Source organism: Streptomyces sp. NPDC028289, assembly GCF_055565975.1.
The window spans coordinates 50,571-68,607 of sequence record NZ_JBVHTI010000016.1 but is presented as its reverse complement, the minus strand read 5'-3'; the positions used below and the strand labels follow the sequence as shown (position 1 = coordinate 68,607).

The following is an 18,037-nucleotide window of genomic DNA, read 5'->3' as shown; positions in this document are numbered from 1 at the left end:
CGTACAAAAAATAGGCCTGTCGTTGCACGGGGTGTGGAACGACAGGCCCAGGAAGACGCGCCTACCGCTGCTGGGCGAGCCAATCGACGAAACGGGTCTCGCCGATGCGGGCGTCCGGGCCGGGAAGCAGCGTGGTCTCCTGCAACTCGGCGCCGAAGTACGGGGCGTGCACGTCGGCGACGACCGTACGCGCATCGTTCTTGGCGGCCAGGCCCTTGCGGATCAGCTCGTCCAGCTGGAAGGTGTCGGGACCGGCCACCTCGACCACACCGTTGACCGGCGTGCCCACGGCGGTGCGGCCCACAGTGGCGGCGACGTCGTCCGAATAGACGGGCTGGATCTTCACCGGGGCCAGCTTGACGGTGTCACCCTCGGTCGCCGACTCGGCGATGCCCTTCATGAACTCGAAGAACTGCGTGGCATGCACGATCGACCACGGGATCCCGGAAGCCTTGATCAGTTCCTCCTGCGCCTGCTTGGCACGGAAGTAGCCGCTCTCCTGGAGCCGTTCCGTACCCACCACCGACAGGGCGACGTGGTGGGTGACACCGGCGTTCGCCTCAGCCTTGAGGAGGTTGGTGGTGGAGGTACGGAAGAACTCCATGACGGCGTCGTCCGCGAAGGAGGGCGAGTTGGAGACGTCGATCACGACGGCCGCGCCCTCCAGCACCTCGGCCAGGCCCTCGCCCGTCAGCGTGTTGACGCCGGTGTTCGGGGCGGCCGCCACCGCCTCGTGGCCGTGTTCGTTGAGCTTGCTGACGACCTTCGAGCCGATCAGTCCGGTGCCGCCGATCACTACGACCTTCATGGGGACGTTCCTTTCACTCATTCTCATCTGCCGCCTGCACGAGGTATGACCGGGAATTGATCGGCGCTGTGACACCTTTCTCCAAATTTCGGAAATCTTCTCCCGGGCAGGGTGATTCCTATTCGACGAGCTTTCCGTCCGCCGAGACGTCCTCCATCAGGGCCGCGATCTCGTCGGGGACAGGGCTGATGGGCTCGCGGGTGATGCCGTCGGTCGGGGACCAGACGAGGTTCACCTGCAGCGCGGGATCCATGTCGGGGTAGTCGCTGCGGTTGTGGCATCCGCGCGTCTCGCGCCGCTCCAGCGCCGCTTCCAGTGTGGCCCTCGCCGCCAGTGCCGAGGACTTGAGGTCGAAGGCGTGGGCGAGGTCCTGGAAGCCCGCGATGTCCGGATGGACGCCGACGTTCTCCATGCGCTTCTCGATGGCGTCCAGCTCCGCCAGCCCGGTGCGCAGCCCCTCCTCGTCGCGGACCACGCCCGCGTGCTCGGTCATGGTGTTGCGGATCGCGCGCTGCAGGGCGCGCACGTTCTCAGGTCCGTCCGCGGCGAGCAGGTCGTCGACCTCCGCACGCGCCTGGGCCACCGCGGCGGCCGAGCGCGGCTGCGCGGTCAGGGACTCCGAGTAGGCGGCGGCCGCCTGCCCGGTGATGCGGCCGTACACCAGCAGCTCGATGAGGCTGTTGCCGCCGAGCCGGTTGGCGCCGTGCAGTCCGCTGGAGGCCTCACCGATGGCGTACAGGCCCCGCACGTCCGTGCTGTGGTCCTCGGGGCGGACCCACACACCGCCCATCGAGTAGTGCGCGGTGGGCGCGACCTCGATGGGATCCCGGGTGATGTCCAGCATCTGCAAGTCCAGCAGTGTCTGGTAGACGCGGGGAAGCCGGTTCATGATGGTCTGCCGGGGCAGGTGGGAGACGTCGAGCCACACCCCGCCGTTGGGCGTGCCGCGGCCTTCCTTGATCTCGGTGTAGGAGGCGAGGGCGACCCGGTCGCGTGTGGACAGCTCCATGCGTACGGGGTCGTAGCGGTTCATGTACCGCTCGCCGAGCGCGTTGCGCAGGATGCCGCCCTCGCCGCGGGCTGCCTCGCTCACCAGGGTCCCGGCCGCGTTCTCCGGCTCGATGATGCCGGAGGGGTGGAACTGGACGAGTTCCGGGTCGCGCAGCCGGGCTCCGGCCTCCGCGGCCAGCCGGAAGGAGTCGCCGGTGTTCTCGTCGCGCCGTGAGGAGGTGCGCCGCCAGATCCGGGTGTGGCCGCCGGCCGCGAGGATGACGGCGTCCGCATGCACGAGGTGGCGCCTGCCGTCGGCAAGGCCGAAGCCGTAGGCGCCGAAGACGGCGCCGTCGTGGACCAGGAGACGGGTGATGTAGACGTTGTCGAGCACCGGTATGTCCAGCTGGTTCGCGCGCCGGATGAGCGTGCGCTGGATCTCCAGGCCCGTGTAGTCGCCCGCGAAGGCGGTGCGGCGGAACTTGTGGGCGCCGAAGAAGCGCTGGGAGATCCGGCCGTCCTCCTCCCGGGCGAAGGCCATGCCGTAGCGCTCCAGGTCGTCGATGCCGAGGGCGGCTCCCCGGGTGACGATCTCGGCGGTGCGGGGGTCGCCGAGGAGGTAGCTCTCCTTGAGGGTGTCGGCGGCGTGCTGCTGCCAGGTGTCCTCGGGGTCCATCGTGGCCAGGGCCGCATTGATCCCGCCGGCGGCGAGAGAGGTGTGGGTGTCCTCCTTGGGGCGCTTGCCGACTGCGAGGACATCGACGCCGGCCTCGGCCAGCTCGATGGCCGCGCGCAGGCCCGCTCCGCCGGTGCCGATCACCAGCACTGTGGTGGAAAGACGTTGTTCGGTGGCAACCACGATTGCTCCCATCGCTCGGGGTGGTCACCTGCTACGACCAGGTGGAGTGACGGTTTGTGACACCGCCGCCCTGGCCCGGGCCCGCCTGTCGGCGTCACACCCCGGCGGCCGGGCCGGTCATACCGCACACCGGCCGGGCGCACGAAGGCCGTGCGGTCCGCAACCGGCGGCCGGCGAAGAGGAGGTGGGGACGATGACCTACGTCATCGCGGAGCCGTGCGTCGACGTCAAGGACCGGGCGTGTGTGATCGAGTGCCCAGTCGACTGCATCTACGAGGGCGAGCGGACGCTGTACATCAATCCCTTGGAGTGCGTCGACTGCCACGCCTGCGAGCCGGTCTGCCCGGTCGAGGCCGTCTTCCACGAGGACGACCTGCCGGCACAGTGGGCGCAGTACCGGTCCGTGAACGCCGAGTACTTCCGCGACGCGCCGGGGGAGGGCACCGGGCGGGCCGCGCGGGCCGACCATCGGGTGGTCGCGGCTCTGCCCCCGCAGCACGCGGTCAAGAACGACCTGTCCGGATTCGCCGCCCGCAAGGAGGAGGCCGTCGACGCCGACCTGTGGTTCCCGTGGTGAACCGCCCGGGCCCGGTGCGGCGGGCCGGGCCCGGGGCGTGCGGCGGGTCAGGCCCCCAGGGACAGGACGTAGGGGTTCAGCTTGACCGGGTTCATCACCCACATGATGCGCTCGATGCCGGCCTCGGACGCGTCCACGCACAACAGGGCCACCGGGGCGTTGTCCCGTGCGACGAGCACGGCGGGCCGGCCGTTGGCCTCGACGAACCGGGTCTCGGCATCCGGCCAGAACCGCGGGGCGAAGGCAGCGAGGTATCGCGAGACGTGATCGCGGCCGATGACGGGGATCCTGGACGCGCCGCGGATGCCGCCGCCGTCCGAATAGCTGACGACGTCCGAGGTCAGCAGGTCCTCCAGGGTGGAGAGATCTCCCGTGCGCGCGGCGGAGAGGAAGCCTTCGAGCAGACGCCGGTGGGCCGCGGGGCTGACGCGCTCCTTGCGCTCGGCGCCCAGGTGCTTGCGCGCCCGGCTGACCAGCTGCCGAGCGTTCGCGTCGCTGGTCTCCAGGATGTCGGCGACCCGCTGGTAGGGGTAGTCGAACGCCTCCCGTAGCACGTAGGCGGCGCGTTCGATCGGGTTGAGCTTCTCCATCAGCAACAGCACCGCCAGCTCGACCGCCTCGGCGTGTTCCGCCCCCAGGTGCGGGTCCTGGGTGGTGTCGACCGGCTCGGGGAGCCAAGGCCCGACGTAGGACTCCCGGCGTACCCGCGCGGACTGGGCCAGGTTGATCGCGAGCCGGGTGGTGACCGTGGTCAGGAAGGCGGCTGGTTCATGGATCTGCGCGCGGTCGGTGTTCTGCCATCGCAGCCAGGCGTCCTGGACGATGTCCTCGGCTTCGACGGCACTGCCGAGGATGCGGTACGCGATGCCGAACAACCGGGGTTTGGTTGAGAGGAAGTCGTCGAGACCGCGGTCGAACGTGTCGGGGTGGGCGCCAGCGCGCATGGGTCGTCCCTTCTGGCTTTGCGCCCTACATGCTACGCGCGAGGGGGGAGGGTACGCGCTGCGGGCCGCATCTGCTCACGCTATCTCTTTCGCGATCCCCGGTCACACGGTGGCAATCGTCGCGCCCGATCCGCCAGGTTTGCCCTCCCGGACCACTGCCCGCCCCGTGCTTCGGAAGACCGCGATCGACAGGTGTAAGGACGGTGTGAGAGGCCGGTTGTCACACATGCGCCCGGTCCCCGGTCACCAGTGACGAACGATGTTCACGCCTACGGAAGGTGCAACACAGTGTCGGACAGCATGACAGCACACGACCACTCCGCCCACGGCCACCACGGGCACGGCGATCAGGAGGGGACCGCCGGCTGGATGACGGCGGCGAAGGTGCTCCAGGACGCCGCACCGATCACCGTCCCGGAGGGGGCGTCGGCGATGACCATTCTCGTCGAGTGGGAGCCGGGCGACCCGGGCACGCCCCCGCACCGGCACTCCGGCCCCGCCTTCGGCTACGTCGTCGAGGGCGCGGTCCGTTTCGAGCTCGAGGGCGAGCCCGAGCGCGTGGTGGAGGCGGGCGGCACCTTCTGGGAGCCCGGCGGAGACGCCATCCACTACCAGGACGGCAACGCGCTTTCCGACGCGCGGACCCGGTTCGTGGTGACCATGATGTGTGCTCCGGGCAAGCCCATGCTGGAACTGGTCGACGAGAAGGAACTGGCGGAGCGCGCCCACCTGCGGGCACCGCGCCCCACCGCCTGACCGGGCACGGAGCCGGAATGGGCACGCCCGTCGTCCTGGTGCACTGCCTGCTGACGCTGCTGTTTGTGGCGGTGCTCCTGCATGGGCTGGCGCGGGGCGTCGGGTCCCCCGGGACCGGGTTCGGTGTCCGGGTGGACCGGCTGCTGGCCGCCGCCATGGCCGTGTCCATGGCGGCGATGCCCTGGATCGACGTCCGCGCGGGGCCCGCCGCCGTCGCCGGCGGTGTCTTCACCGCCGGCGCGGTGTGGTTTCTCCTGCCTGTCGGCCGTCGGGAGGCCGGGAGGAGGGCGGCGATGACCCACCGGCTGCCGCACGCGGCCGGTATGGCCGCGATGGCCTGGATGCTGCGCGTGCCGCACTCCGGGACCGGACCGGCGCACGCACACCTCGGGTCGGCTGCGCACTCCACCGGGCCCGGCGCTCTGGGCGCTGGTGTCCCCCTCGGCGGCTCCGTGATCACGCTGTCGCTGGCGTCCTGTCTGCTGGCGTATGCGCTGTGGTCGCTGACCCGCCCCATGCCCTCGCTGCGCTCGGCCGTGAGCGCGGCGCGCCGTGCCGCGGCGGCGACGCCGTCACGGCACGTGGGTGAAGGGGCGATGGCGCTCGGGACGGCCGTGATGCTGGTCCTGCCCCACTGAGCGCGGGGAAGAAAAACGGGCGCGCGCCCGGCACGGCGAAGGCGCGGTGGCCCGCGGTCATGCGCTGAGTGACCGCGGACCACCGCGCCGGACGGTCGGAGCGACGGTCGTCGCCCTACCGAGGGGCGGGCACCGCTCACGGTAGGCCCGCGCCGAGGAGGCGAGCGCCGTTCAGGACGGGCCCTCGTACACCGCCTTGCTCCGCATCAGGAAGTCGGAGAGATAGCTGTCGTGGGGGACGCCCGGCGACATCCAGTGGGTCGGCTGATCGCCGAAGTACACGTTGGCGATGCTGGGTTCCGCGACCAGGGCCTCCCACAGGTCCCGGTCCCGGGTCAGTGCCGACAGCACCAGCGTGTTGCGCAGCGGTGCCATGCCCTCCGCGCGGGTCCAGGGGGCGATCCACACGCAGGGGAAGGGCAGTTCGGTGCGCAGTTGAGGGGCGCGGGCGCTCGCGGTCTGGTGCACGGCGGGGCGCAGCACGGCGCTGCCGTCTCCGAGATGGTCGGCGATCCCGTTGCTGCCGAGCCAGGCGTGCGTCCCGGCCGCCACCGTTTTCAGAAACGCGCTGAGGGTTCGCGCCCGCTCCTTCGGACACACCGGCAGACGGGCCCTCTCGTCTTGTGGGGGAAGGCTGGGCAGGACGGCCAGACGTGCCGCGAGGGCTTCGGCGAGCGGGGCCGGGTCGCCCTCGACGAGGATGGCGGTGGCGTTGACGCACGCGGTGCCGCTCTCGCCGGCGACGGACGCGACGAGGGCGTCCAGATGGTCACGCCAGTCGGTGTCCGCGGTGATGAGGATCTTCGACCGTCCCGGCCCCTGCGGCAGGATCCTCGCGTCGTGCGCGTACTTGGTCACCACGTCGTCGCCGCCGTAGACCACGGCCCGGTCCGCGCCGTGGACGAGCGTGTCGGCGGTCGCGTGGTCGGTGGGCAGCAGCATGAGCTGGTCGTCCCGGATTCCCGCCTGACGCAGTGCCGCGACGAGCCGGTAGGGGGTAAAGGGCTCGCGCCGGGACGGGCGCACGGCGACGCGGTAACCCAGCGCCAGTGCCTCCAGCCAGACACGGTGTACGCCGGGATGGTTGCCGGACGCGTTGACGGCGAACACGTCGCCCTGACGCGCCCACACCGTGTGCGTCTCATGCAGGACGGGGTCGCTGAGGTCGCGGGCGGCGCCGCGCGGCCTTCCACGGTCGGCGGACGAGGCGGCGTGCCGAACGAAGTGCGCCGTGCCCCGGGTCGCGGCGCGCACCACGGCGAGCGGTGTACCCGAGGTCCGGCTGACGTGACGTTCGTATTCCCGGACGCTCAAGCCCCCCACGGTGCCCGCGGCGAAGGCCTCCCCGGCGGTGGCGAACACGGTCTCCAGGTCGGCCGCGGCGATCGGCGGTGCTTGGCGCAGGGCGTCGATCGCCCGAGCCACGTACAGCGGGGGAACCAGACTCAGCCGCGCGATCGGTGCACCGGCCACGTCGGTCACTGTGCTCGGCACGCGTGTGCGGTAAGTGCCCCGCGGGCCCAGGGCGTCGAGGTGCAGCGGCTCGGAGGTCGGTACGGGGGCCATCAGTAGACACCCTCGATGACCGTCTCACCCTTGACCGCGGGAACCGGCGCGACGTCGGCGACGGCGTCCCCGGCGTGGCCGTCAGCCGGGCGGACCCGCAACGCGGTGTCCCGCTCCCTGTTGTTGGGGATCAGCATGGACTTGCTGACGTGGCTCACCACCACCTGGCCCCGCTCGCCCTCCGCCACCTGTTGCCCGGTGTCGGGATCCACGATGCTCAGGAAGACGTACGGCGAGACGGGGTCGAACACACACGGCTCCGACGCCGTGAGACCGACCCGCTCCATAAGCGCGGTGAGCATCATGGTGTTGCCGTACATGCCGATCAGTGGCACGTCGGGAAACACCTCGGTCCGCAACAGGTCCCGGGTGTCGGGATCCATGTGGGTGCCGCCCCAGATGATCGCCTGGGCTTTGCCGTTGATGACCTCCACGAGGTCGCTGTCCCGGGCGAGGCGCTCCAGCATCGGGGTGGTGGCGGCTATGACACCGATGTCCTGGCCGAGCAGGATGCGCCGGCACTGGTCCACGAGATGGTCGGTGTAGGCGTCGACCTCGTCGCGACGGCCCGCGGCGACGAGCTTCTTGACCCAGCGGGGATCCATGTCGACCCCCAGCCCCGGGCTGCCAAGACTTGCCGCGGCCCGTTGCAGCACATCGCCCACGAGGTGCGGGCCGGTCGGCGCCACGGTCAGCCACAGCGCGCCGACCGGCAGTGCGTGGTCCCGGAGCTGGCGGGTCACCTGCTCGCTGCCGTGCCGCGCCCAGTCGTCCATCTGCACGACCCGCTTGGGCGCCCCGGTCGTGCCGCCGCTCTCGAACACGTGCAGTGGTCGGGCCTGCGGACCGTAGCCGCGGGGGACGAGATCGGACACCTGCACATCGCGCAGCTCGTCCGTCAGATCGGGAAAGAGCGCCAGGTCCGCCACGCCCTTGACGTCGTGGCGGGGGTCGAAACCGAGCCGGTCGACCCGTTCCAGCCAGTACCGGGACCCCGTCTCGGGAGCGAAGTGCCACTGCATGGCCGCCCTGACGTAGTCGTCGGGGTCCACCCCGTCGAAGGGTCCGGCGTCCAGAACGGTGAATGAGCCGATCGGCATGGAACCGCCTTTCTCGAAGTCGCTGAGGGCGGACGCGTGAGAGCCGCGCGTCCCGGGCGGTCCCGCGGGCCCGACCCGCTCTCGCAGAGAAGACCGAGGGGTGCAGGCGTATGTGACAGCCCCGCGGAAAAGTGGCAGCGCCCCTGGCACCGGCACACGTCACAACGGCCCGTGTCTCCCGGTCTGATGACTGGGCCAAAGCCGACAGGCGGTGTGCCGAGGGCGAGGGAGAGGGACATGCGACAGGGACTGCGGATCGTACGCGTCGACCAGGACGACGAGCCCCGTGTGGCCGCTCTGCACCGCCGGTGCTCCGCCGCCGCCCGGTGGCACCGCTACCACCGGGCCATGGGCGACCCCGACACCTACCTGGGGCCGCTGCTGTCCCGACCCCACTCGGTGCACCTGGCGGCAGCGCTGCTGGTGGAGGACACCTGGCAGAACAGGGGGCTGGGCACCCGGCTCCTGGAAGAACTCGGCCGGTCCGCCGTCGTGTTGGGCGTACCTGAGGTCTACGGCGTCATCCACCCCGACGACGCCCGCATGGCGGCCGTGCTGCACCGCACCGGCGTTCCGCTGCGCACGGTCCTGGAGACGGGCAGTGCGACGACGGTCCTGGCTCGAACGCAAGACATCAGCATCGCCCTCGCCTGCTCGTCAACGCGACGTGGGTGGTGGCAACGCGGCGCTGGAAAGCACCGTGTGTCGGGGTCGTCGGCACGCCCGTCGGCCCCCGAAGCTGGAGTTCAGCGGGTTCTCCGCCGCTCCTTCGAGGATGCGTCGCCTACTTGCTGAACTCGCACAGTGCAATACGTGTGACAACATTGAATGAGATAGTGTTTGGGCTGTCGCTCGACGGCGGGTGTTTCTCCCCGCGGTGCGATGCGGGCGGCTACGAGCGAGGGATTGCCATGGCCGAGCTGTTCTATGACACCGACGCCGACCTGTCCATCATCCAGGGCCGCAAGGTCGCGGTCATCGGTTACGGGAGCCAGGGTCATGCCCACGCGCTGTCGCTGCGTGACTCGGGTGTGGACGTGTGCGTGGGGCTCCACGAGGGTTCCAAGTCCTGGGCGAAGGCCGAGGAGCAGGGCCTGCGTGTGGTAACGGTGACGGAAGCCGCTGCCGAGGCCGACGTGATCATGATCCTCGTCCCGGACCCGCTCCAGGGCGAGATCTACAAGCAGCACATCGCCCCGAACCTGAAGGACGGCGACGCGCTGTTCTTCGGGCATGGTTTCAACATCCGCTTCGGCTTCATTGAGCCGCCGGCGAACATGGACGTATGCATGGTCGCCCCCAAGGGCCCGGGCCACCTGGTGCGTCGCCAGTACGAGGAGGGCCGCGGCGTTCCGTGTCTGGTGGCGGTCGAGCAGGACGCCACAGGAAGCGCCTTCCCGCTGGCCCTGTCGTACGCCAAGGGCATCGGTGGCACCCGTGCGGGTGTCATCAGGACGACCTTCACCGAGGAGACCGAGACCGACCTGTTCGGTGAGCAGGCCGTGCTCGCCGGTGGCGTGTCAGCCCTGGTCAAGGCGGGCTTCGAGACGCTGACCGAGGCGGGCTACCAGCCGGAGATCGCCTACTTCGAGTGCCTGCACGAGCTGAAGCTCATCGTCGACCTGATGTACGAGGGCGGCCTGGAGAAGATGCGCTGGTCGATCTCCGAGACCGCCGAGTGGGGCGACTACGTCACCGGCCCGAGAATCATTACCGACGCCACCAAGGCCGAGATGCAGAAGGTCCTCGCCGAGATCCAGGACGGCTCATTCGCCGGGAACTGGATGGCCGAGTACCACGGCGGTCTGAAGAAGTACGCCGAGTACAAGCGGCAGGACTCCGAACTGCTGCTGGAAACCACCGGCAAGGAGCTACGCAAGCTGATGAGTTGGGTCAACGAAGAGGAGCACTCGTGATCGTGCGGGCCGGCACGGAAGGGAACCGGTGACGGTCTCATGACGACACTGCATGTCACCCTGCTCGGCGGGCTCCGCGAGATGGCCGCCGTACCACTGCCCGCGGCGGAAGCCGCGCACGGCACACGGTCGCTGCGCCGCTTCGTCCTGGAACTCCACGTGCCGCACGAACGGCAGCCGGCACTGGATGCCGAACTGCAAGCTGCCGCCGCGCCGGACGGCACGTACCTGCAAGGCACCGACGCGATCTGGCGCGTGGTGGAAGGCTGGACCGTCGTGGCCAACGGCCTGCGGACCGGGATCCACCGGTACAGGGTGGAGATCGAGGAGGTGGAGGACACCGCGCAGGCCGACACCCGCGCTGCGGGCGAGGGCGCGTCAGCCGAGGCGGGCAACCTGCCCGCCGGCGAGAGCGCCGACGTCATGCAGCTCAAGCTGGCCGTCCTGGTACTGCCCGTCTCGGACGTCGACCGGGCGAAGTCGTTCTACGAGGCCGTCGGGTTCCGACTGGATGCCGACCATGCCATCGACGCCTCCTATCGCGTGGTGCACATGACGCCTCCGGGATCGGCGTGCTCGATCCTGTTCGGGACCGGAGTCACCACGGCCGCCCCAGGCTCGGTGCGGGGCCTGCACCTCGTCGTCTCCGACATCGAGCAGGCCTGCCGGGAACTCGACGCGAGGGGCGTGGTGACCGGCGGAATCTTCCATGACACGAGCGGTGTGTTCCACCGCAGCACCGACGAGAAGCGGGTCGAGGGACCCGACCCGCAGCGTCGTGACTATCACTCCTACGCCGAGTTCAGCGACCCGGACGGCAACGAATGGGTGCTTCAGGAGGTACCGGCGCGGGCCTGAGAGGCTCGTGCAGTGTTCAATCGCGAGGGAGGGCGTCCTCCGGGGATCCGGAGTGACGCTCACCTGCGCCGTGTGTCGTCGCGGTGCCGCGCAGGGTCTGGAGGGACTCGGCGATCGACGCGATACGTGTGTTCACGACGTGAACGGCCTCACGGAGCTGGCGCAGCCGCCCCTCGAGAGCCGTCGCCTCGGCCGTGAGCGACGCCGCGACCGTGGCGGGGTCCGCCTGAAGATCAACGCCTTGGGACATCTTCCCGATCCTCCTCGGATCATGTCGGACACCAATCCCCGTACTGACCGGACAGGGGGCGCGCTTGTGACAGCCGGAGGCGTCGTACCCACAGGGGGGCGGGTGGCCCGGGGCGGGGCCGGGGCTGACACGTCCTGGGTTCAGCAGGCCTCCAGGGCGAAGTCGCCCAGGATGTGGTGTCGTATTCGCCGCACCTCGGCGCGATCGGGTTCCACGGGCCCCTGGCCGCGGGCGTCCCACTCGGAGGCGCTGTGGGCCCGGCGCACCGCTGCGCACAGGGCTTCGGCGCTGTCCGGCGCCTCGCGGACGACGTAGTACAGCCAGACGATCCGGGAGTCGTCCGACCGGCACGGCAGCCCGACCAACCAGATGCGGGAGTCTCTGGGCGTGCTGAACATGAGGTCTCATCTCCGTTCTCTGCCGGCGGCGATGGCGGCAAAGGTGGGTGGGGCTCCGCGAGGAGTTCCGCCCTTTCTTCATTGACTGGACAGCGCCCCGGTTCGTGACAGCGAATCGGCCTGTTGCAGCTGTCCCCCTTAACTGCCGTGGCGCGGCTCGTGGATGGAGATCTTGGTGTCACAGATACGTGTGTGCCTCTGTCTCATGAGCGAACAGATCGGGCCAGGCAGGAGAAAAAGGGTGTGCGTTCCGCGAGCCGCCGACACTCGTGCGTGGAGCCGCCATCGCCTCTCGCCGCACGAAAGACCACACATGAGCATCCCCATTCCGCGGCCGGACGTTCCGGCCGTCGATCGCTGTGGAGGACATCGGGCTCGCGAGGCCCGTCCCCGTGGGGACTTCTCCTTCTGCCGCGACCTCCGCGTGGTTCTGCTGTCCCAGGACGAACAGGACGCGGTCCACGTCCGGCGGCTGCTTCCGGACCGGCTGGCCGATGCGCTGGTTTGGCACACGAGCGTCGAGGAAGGATGCCGCACGTCCGGCACCCACGGCCCGCTGTGCGTTCTGGTGGGCAGCACACCGGCCGGACGGACCTTGGCCGACGTCGTCACCCGGGTACGCCGCCACGCCCCCGCCGCGGCCGTGTTCGTTCTTGAGGGCACGTATGCGTCCCACGCCTTCCGCTCTGTCGCCGGCTCGGTGCAGGGCTGGGCCGATCACCGCCGCAGCGCTCCAGACGAGTTCTGCCGGAAGATCTGGGTGGCGCTGCAACGTGCCGTCGCGGGGCGCACCGTGGCGGGCGAGGAGATCGCGCGGGACAACGCCCTGCTGGAACGGGGCCTGTTGCCCGACCTGACGCTGCAGGCAGACGGCTTCACGACCGCCTTCCACTACGCGCCGGGTCGGGCGCACACTTTGCTGGGCGGTGACTTCTGCGATGTGGTGCGCGGCGACGACGGCAGCGCCCACGTGGTCATGGGCGATGTGTCCGGGCACGGTGCCGCCGCGGCCGCCCTCGGTGTCCACCTGCGCCTGGCATGGCGCACGGCCGTGCTGTGCGGGCAGAGCCAGTTGGAACAACTCCGTCTGCTCGAACGCATCCTGACCGAGGAACGAGCGGAGGAGGAGACCTACGCGACCGTGGTGTCCCTGGTCCTGTCGCCCCACCGCCGCACCCTGCGGACGGTTACCGCCGGCCATCCGGGCTTTCTGCACCGGCACAGGGGAGAGGTCCGTTGGGTGGAGCCGCCGCCAGGTCTCCCGCTGGGACTCTTCCCCGGGCAAGGGGACTGGCGCGAGAGCGAGATGGCGATGTCGGACGGGGACGGCATCGTGCTGTTCACCGACGGACTCTACGAAGGTCGTACGGCCGGCGGACGGCTCGGGGAGGAGGGCTTGCTGAGGCTGGCCGGTCGGCTTGCGCATCTGGAGGCGCAAACGTTCGTCGATGCCTTGGTAGGCGGCGTATCGCTGCTGGCCGCCCCGTTCGGTGGGCTACGGGACGATGTGGCGGTGCTTCATCTGTCCTGCGACGGAGGGGGCGGGGTTTGATGTTCTGCCGACCCGCAGGACCGGCCCGGCCTACGGACGGAGCCGGTTCCCGCCGGGGAAGGGGCGGGAACCGGCTGGCAAATGCGCCCCGGCCGGGGGATCTCGGCTCTCGACCTAGTCGAGAGCCCGGTGATGGGCGAAGCGCGACACCAGCGGCGGCTCCATCAGCCAGCCGTGAGCCCGGCCGTGCCGTGCGTCAGAGGTGTCGGCGGTTTCGCGCAGCAGGGCGAAGGCCATCACCGCGCCGATGGCCAGCAGGCCCGCGCACAGGGGCATGGCCCGGTTGAACGCCGTGTCGAAGGAGCCGGGGGAGCGGTAGGCGTCCGGGCTCATGCCGACCAGCAGCGGCAGTGCGGCCACGGAGACCAGCCCGGCCGCGCGTGCGGCCGCGTTGTTGATTCCGCTGGCCAGGCCCGCGTCGGCGGCCTCGACCGAGGCCAGCAGCGTCACGCTCAGCGGAGCGACCATGATGACCATGCCCGTCCCCATCACGAGCAGGGCGGGCAGAACGTCGGCGAAGTAGGAGGCGTGCGTGCCCACCCGCGCCGTCATCACCATGCCCGCCCCGCACACCACAGGGCCGACGGTGAGCGGGATGCGCGGTCCCAGGCGTTGGGCGAGCGTCCCGGAGCGGGCGGAGAACAGCAGCATCAGTACCGTGCTCGGCAACATGGCGGCGCCCGCCGCCAGTGCCGAGTAGCCGGCGACGATCTGGAGTTGCAGGGCGGTCAGGAAGAAGAACCCGCCCAGCCCGGCGTAGACGCACAGGGTGATCAGGTTGATGGCCGTGAACGGCCGCGACGAGAAGATCGACAGGGGCATCATCGGGTCGCTGCTGCGCCGCTCCACCAGCAGGAACGCGGCCCCGGCCGCGATGCTGCCCGCGGCCGCGGCAAGGGCGACGGGCCCGCCGGAACGGGCTTCGGTCAGCGCGTAGGTGGCCAGAGCGAGCGTCAGCGCGCCCAGCGCCGCACCGGCGAGGTCGAAGCCCCGCCGGGACGGGGTGTGGGTACCGGCCGGGACGGTGGGCTGCTGAGGCCTGCCGACGGACTCCGGGACGTGGCGCATTGCCAGGGGCACGCACAGCAGCGCCGGGGGGATCGTCAGCAGAAAGGTCCAGCGCCAGCCGGGGCCGTCGACGAGCCATCCGCCGAGAAACGGCCCGAGTGCCGCCCCGATGCCGCCGAACCCGGACCACAGGCCGATGGCGCGCGGCCGGTCGTCCGGGTGGAAGGAGGCTTCGATGATCGCCAGTGAGCCGGGGGTGAGCAGCGCTCCGCCGACGCCCTGGAGCGCGCGGGCGGCGATGAGCGTGGTCGTGTCGGGAGCCAGTCCGCACAGCAGGGACGCCGCAGCGAACCAGATGATGCCCAGGACGAAGATCCGGCGTCGGCCGAAGCGGTCGCCCAGGGATCCGCCCAGCAGGATGAGTCCCGCTAGGGTCAGCATGTAGGCGTTCACGGTCCACTGGAGTGCGGTGAGGTCGGCGTCGAAGTCGTCGCCGATGTGCGGCAGCGCGACGTTGGTGACGGTCGAGCCGAGCAGCACCACGCCGGAGCCGAGGACGGTGGCCAGAAGGGTCCATCGGCCACGGGCGCTGGCGATGCGCAGGAAGGCCGGGTCGCTCGGGGCGGGGGAGGGGTGCATGTCGTCTCCTTGGGACAGTGGGCCAGGAGGCGGCCGGTGCGTTCGTGCCGGGCAGCGGGTGCGGCGGGTCGGTCTTCTCGTCTACGCACGGGTGCGCTGGGTGGCGCGTCGCGTATGCCCGGGGTGCGGTGGTTCGCGGGTGGGCCTTCGCGTGGGACCCGGGGTGCTGCGGTTCGCGGTGTGGCGTCGTGTGGACGCAGGGTGTCCGAGGGTCCGTCTCCCGCTCGGTGGGCCGGGGCGAGCGGGAGACGGACGGTGGGCGTCCGGCGGGCCGGAGCGCGCGGGTCAGCCGAACATGCCGGGCTTGTAGCCGCCGGCGGGCTGTTGGTTGATGACGTTGATGCGGTTGTAGGCGTTGATGATCGCGATCAACGAGATCAGCGCGGCGAGCTGGTCCTCGTCGTAGTGCTTCGCGGCGTTGGCCCAGGCCTCGTCCGACACACTGCCCGCCGCGTCGGCGATGCGGGTGCCCTGCTCGGTGACCTCCAGCGCCGCGCGCTCGGCGTCGGTGAAGACGGTGGCTTCGCGCCAGGCGGCGACCAGGTGCAGCCGCTGCTGGTCCTCGCCCGCGGCGGTGGCGTCCTTGGTGTGCATGTCGGTGCAGAAGCCGCAGCCGTTGATCTGGCTGGCCCGGATCTTCACCAGTTCCTGGGTGGCGACGGGAAGCGCCGAGTGCACAGCGGCCCCGGCCGAGTTGAGGTGCTTCATGACCTTGCCCGCGAGAGCGTTGCCGAAGTAGTTGATGCGCGCGTCCATGTAGGGATCCTGAGAGTCGAGTGATGGGAGACGAACTGTCGTGAGGTTGCTGCGATTTCGGGGCCGTGGGCTCCGGGCTCGCGGTTACTGCTTGCTGCTCCAGTCGGCGAAGTGCGTCTCGCCGAGCTGTGCGTCGGGGCCGGGCAGCAGGTCGGACTCCTTGAGGGCGGCGCCCCAGTAGAGACCCTTCGGATCCGTCACGACCGTGCGGGGGTCGTTGTGGGCCGTGAGGCCCTTGCGGATGAAGTCCTCCAGGGTGAAGGTGTCGGGGCCGGCGACCTCGACGATTCCGTTGACCGGAGTGCCGACGGCCGTGCGGCCGACGGCCGCGGCCACGTCGCCTGAGAAGATGGGCTGGATCTTGATGGGGGCGACGGACACCGTTTCACCGCTGGTCGCCGAGTCCGCGAGGGTCTTGGCGAACTCGAAGAACTGCGTGGCGTGGACGATCGAGTACGGCACTCCGGAGTCCCGGATCATGTCCTCCTGGACCTGCTTGGCCTGGAAGTAGCCGGACTGCTGGAGGCGGTCGGTGCCCACGACGGACAGAGCCACGTGGTGTGTGACGCCGGCGGCAGCCTCCGCGGCGAGCAGGTTGGTGGTGGAGGCGCGGAAGAACTCCATCACCGCGTCGTCGTCGAAGGAGGGGGAGTTGGAGACGTCGACGACGACGGAGGCGCCCTTCAGGACGTCGGCCAGGCCTTCGCCGGTGACCGCGTTGACTCCGGTGTTCGGGGAGGCTGCCACCGCCTCATGACCGTGTTCGTTGAGCTTGGAGACGACCTTGGAACCGATGAGTCCGGTTCCGCCGATCACTACGACCTTCATGGACTTTCCCTTCACTGATCTCGCACGGTGCCCGGTGGGTCTGCGGCGACCTCGTCCACGGCACCGGCCGCGATGGCTCGTACCCTCCTGACCAGGCGACCCCGGCATCTGTGACAGGGCGGCGCACAAAGATTTCGCGCCGCTCTCGATCGCCCTCACACGGCGGGTCCGGCATAGTCGGACGCGTCGCGTCGCGTCACGGCTCGGTGATTCCGGTCGGGGCGGGCCACAGGGGTGTGCGGCGCACGCCGGTCGTCGCGGACCACACCATGGCGTCCGGCAGGGCGGGCGCGGCGCCGGGGCGCTCGGACCGGTGGTGGCAGTCCTGGGGCCGGAGCCGCTCCCGAGCACACTGGAGGGTCGCCCGGGCGGCGAGCACGGCGGATCTGAGGTCGTAGGCGTGCGCCAGGTCCGAGAAGCCGCCGATGTCGATGTGCACGCCGATGTCCGCAATCCGGGCCTCGATCTCGTCGAGCGCGGTCAATCCCGCGACGAGTCCGGCCTCGTCCCGGACCACGCCGACGTGGTCCGTCATCAGGCGCCGTACCGCGCGCTGCAGAGCGCGGGCGTTGTGGTCGCCGTCGGCGGCCACCAGGCGGAGCACGTCGGCTTCCGCGGCGCGGGTCGCGGCGGGTGAGTGGCGTGGACCGGTGAGTGTGGCGGAGTACTCCACCGCGGCGCGCCCGGCGATCCGCCCATGGGTGAGGACTTCGGAGAGGGAGTCTTCTTCTGGCCGGTGCGGGCCGCCGACTGCTTCCCCGACCGCGAAAAGCCCGTCCACGTCGGTGCTGTGGTCCTCGGCCTCGACCCAGATGCCGCCCAGGGAGATGCAGGCGGTCGGCACGACCTCGACGGGGTCGCGGGTGATGTCGAGCATCTGCAGTTCCAGTAGCGTCCGGTGCAGGTGCGGCAGCCGTGCCAAGACCGTGTCACCGGGCAGGTGGGACAGGTCGAGCCAGACGCCGCCGGACCGGGAGCCGCGGCCTTCCTGGATCTCGGTGTAGGACGCACGTGTGACGGCTTCCTGGGCGGAGAGCTCCATCCGCTCAGCGTCGTAGCGCGTCATGAACCGCTCGCCGAGGTTGTTGAGCAGCACGCCGCCCGCGTGACGTGCGCTGTCGCTGACCGGCATGCCGGCGGCGTGGTCCGGCTCGATCAGCCCGAAGGGGTGGAACTGCACCAGGTCGGGATCGCGCAACCGGGCGCCGGCCTCGGCGGCCAGCCGTAGGGAGGCGCCGGTGTTCTGGTGGCGGCGCGAGGACGTGTGCCGCCAGATGCGCGTGTGCCCGCCGGTCGCGAGGATCACCGCGTCGGCGTGCACGAGGTAGCGCGAGCCGTCGACGAGGCCGAATCCGTAGGCGCCGAACACCGTTCCGTCGTCGACCAGCAGCCGGGTGACGTACACGTGCGGCAGGACGGGGATGGCGAGATGCCGCCCGCGCACACGCAGGGCCCGGTGCAGGTCCGGGCCGGTGAGCCGTGTGGTGGACGGGCGGCCGGGGCACCTGCCGCGGGGCTCGACGCCGTCGATGGGCTGCGCGGCGGCGCGGGGCGCGATCCGCTCGCTAGGCAGAGCGGCCGGTAAGCGGCTCTG

General features: G+C 70.4%; 17 protein-coding genes and 1 pseudogene. 7 read left to right on the top strand and 11 right to left on the bottom strand.

What is annotated here, in order from left to right; all coding sequences use genetic code 11:
* Positions 1-61: 61 nt before the first annotated feature.
* Both ACZ4UV_RS49335 and ACZ4UV_RS49330 read right to left on the bottom strand, forming a co-directional pair.
* Complete coding sequence (locus ACZ4UV_RS49335) at positions 62-808, bottom strand: SDR family oxidoreductase (RefSeq protein WP_467848801.1); 747 nt, start codon at positions 806-808, stop codon at positions 62-64.
* A 118-nt stretch (positions 809-926) separates the two neighbouring features.
* Positions 927-2,669 carry an L-aspartate oxidase gene (locus tag ACZ4UV_RS49330; protein WP_467848799.1) on the bottom strand — a complete coding sequence of 581 codons (1,743 nt, stop codon included), beginning with the start codon at positions 2,667-2,669 and terminating at the stop codon, positions 927-929.
* Positions 2,670-2,850: 181 nt separating this feature from the next.
* On the opposite strand from ACZ4UV_RS49330, the pseudogene fdxA reads away from it, so the two are divergent.
* Positions 2,851-3,153: pseudogene (fdxA, locus tag ACZ4UV_RS49325) on the top strand (ferredoxin); the annotation flags it as partial.
* A 128-nt stretch (positions 3,154-3,281) separates the two neighbouring features.
* Here fdxA and ACZ4UV_RS49320 read toward each other — a convergent pair.
* Complete coding sequence (locus ACZ4UV_RS49320; protein WP_467848795.1) at positions 3,282-4,178, bottom strand: RNA polymerase sigma-70 factor; 897 nt, start codon at positions 4,176-4,178, stop codon at positions 3,282-3,284.
* Between the two features lie 369 nt (positions 4,179-4,547).
* Between ACZ4UV_RS49320 and ACZ4UV_RS49315 the strand changes: the two genes are divergently transcribed.
* On the top strand, positions 4,548-4,934 hold the full coding sequence (locus tag ACZ4UV_RS49315; protein ID WP_229878697.1) for a cupin domain-containing protein: 387 nt from the start codon (positions 4,548-4,550) through the stop codon (positions 4,932-4,934).
* 17 nt (positions 4,935-4,951) lie between these two features.
* A complete protein-coding gene (locus tag ACZ4UV_RS49310) occupies positions 4,952-5,572 on the top strand; it encodes a DUF5134 domain-containing protein (protein ID WP_467848793.1) in 621 nt (206 codons plus the stop codon).
* Positions 5,573-5,743: 171 nt separating this feature from the next.
* Here ACZ4UV_RS49310 and ACZ4UV_RS49305 read toward each other — a convergent pair whose 3' ends face one another.
* Positions 5,744-7,138, bottom strand: a complete 1,395-nt coding sequence (locus ACZ4UV_RS49305; protein WP_467848789.1) for an aldehyde dehydrogenase family protein — start codon at positions 7,136-7,138, stop codon at positions 5,744-5,746.
* On the bottom strand, positions 7,138-8,238 hold the full coding sequence (locus ACZ4UV_RS49300; protein ID WP_451023178.1) for a phenylacetate--CoA ligase family protein: 1,101 nt from the start codon (positions 8,236-8,238) through the stop codon (positions 7,138-7,140). Before ACZ4UV_RS49300 ends, ACZ4UV_RS49305 begins: the two co-directional genes overlap by 1 nt.
* A 237-nt stretch (positions 8,239-8,475) precedes the next feature.
* Here ACZ4UV_RS49300 and ACZ4UV_RS49295 point away from each other — a divergent pair, with 237 nt between their 5' ends.
* The 3 genes from ACZ4UV_RS49295 (at position 8,476) to ACZ4UV_RS49285 (ending at position 11,012) form a co-directional block, all read left to right on the top strand.
* Positions 8,476-9,033, top strand: coding sequence for a GNAT family N-acetyltransferase (locus ACZ4UV_RS49295; protein ID WP_451023179.1), 558 nt, complete (start codon positions 8,476-8,478; stop codon positions 9,031-9,033).
* Positions 9,034-9,149: 116 nt separating this feature from the next.
* Complete coding sequence (gene ilvC, locus ACZ4UV_RS49290; protein ID WP_467848782.1) at positions 9,150-10,154, top strand: ketol-acid reductoisomerase; 1,005 nt, start codon at positions 9,150-9,152, stop codon at positions 10,152-10,154.
* Between the two features lie 423 nt (positions 10,155-10,577).
* Positions 10,578-11,012 carry a VOC family protein gene (locus ACZ4UV_RS49285; RefSeq protein ID WP_351603610.1) on the top strand — a complete coding sequence of 145 codons (435 nt, stop codon included), beginning with the start codon at positions 10,578-10,580 and terminating at the stop codon, positions 11,010-11,012.
* Positions 11,013-11,028: 16 nt separating this feature from the next.
* Here the strand turns inward: ACZ4UV_RS49285 and ACZ4UV_RS49280 are convergent, their stop codons facing one another.
* The gene (locus ACZ4UV_RS49280; RefSeq protein ID WP_451018804.1) at positions 11,029-11,262 is read right to left on the bottom strand and encodes a hypothetical protein; all 234 of its coding nucleotides are present in this window, start codon (positions 11,260-11,262) and stop codon (positions 11,029-11,031) included.
* A gap of 140 nt (positions 11,263-11,402) precedes the next feature.
* Positions 11,403-11,660 (bottom strand): hypothetical protein, encoded by a 258-nt coding sequence (locus ACZ4UV_RS49275; protein ID WP_467848778.1) that lies wholly within the window; start codon positions 11,658-11,660, stop codon positions 11,403-11,405.
* A 313-nt stretch (positions 11,661-11,973) separates the two neighbouring features.
* On the opposite strand from ACZ4UV_RS49275, the gene ACZ4UV_RS49270 reads away from it, so the two are divergent.
* Complete coding sequence (locus ACZ4UV_RS49270; protein WP_467848775.1) at positions 11,974-13,212, top strand: PP2C family protein-serine/threonine phosphatase; 1,239 nt, start codon at positions 11,974-11,976, stop codon at positions 13,210-13,212.
* Between the two features lie 114 nt (positions 13,213-13,326).
* Here ACZ4UV_RS49270 and ACZ4UV_RS49265 read toward each other — a convergent pair whose 3' ends face one another.
* The 4 genes from ACZ4UV_RS49265 to ACZ4UV_RS49250 all read right to left on the bottom strand — a co-directional run bounded on the left by ACZ4UV_RS49265 (position 13,327) and on the right by ACZ4UV_RS49250 (position 17,887).
* Complete coding sequence (locus ACZ4UV_RS49265) at positions 13,327-14,859, bottom strand: MFS transporter (RefSeq protein WP_451018801.1); 1,533 nt, start codon at positions 14,857-14,859, stop codon at positions 13,327-13,329.
* Positions 14,860-15,144: 285 nt separating this feature from the next.
* Positions 15,145-15,615, bottom strand: a complete 471-nt coding sequence (locus ACZ4UV_RS49260) for a carboxymuconolactone decarboxylase family protein (protein ID WP_467848769.1) — start codon at positions 15,613-15,615, stop codon at positions 15,145-15,147.
* An 84-nt stretch (positions 15,616-15,699) separates the two neighbouring features.
* Positions 15,700-16,443, bottom strand: a complete 744-nt coding sequence (locus tag ACZ4UV_RS49255) for an SDR family oxidoreductase (protein WP_451018799.1) — start codon at positions 16,441-16,443, stop codon at positions 15,700-15,702.
* A gap of 196 nt (positions 16,444-16,639) precedes the next feature.
* A complete protein-coding gene (locus ACZ4UV_RS49250; protein WP_451018798.1) occupies positions 16,640-17,887 on the bottom strand; it encodes an FAD-binding protein in 1,248 nt (415 codons plus the stop codon).
* Between the last annotated feature and the right edge of the window lie 150 nt (positions 17,888-18,037).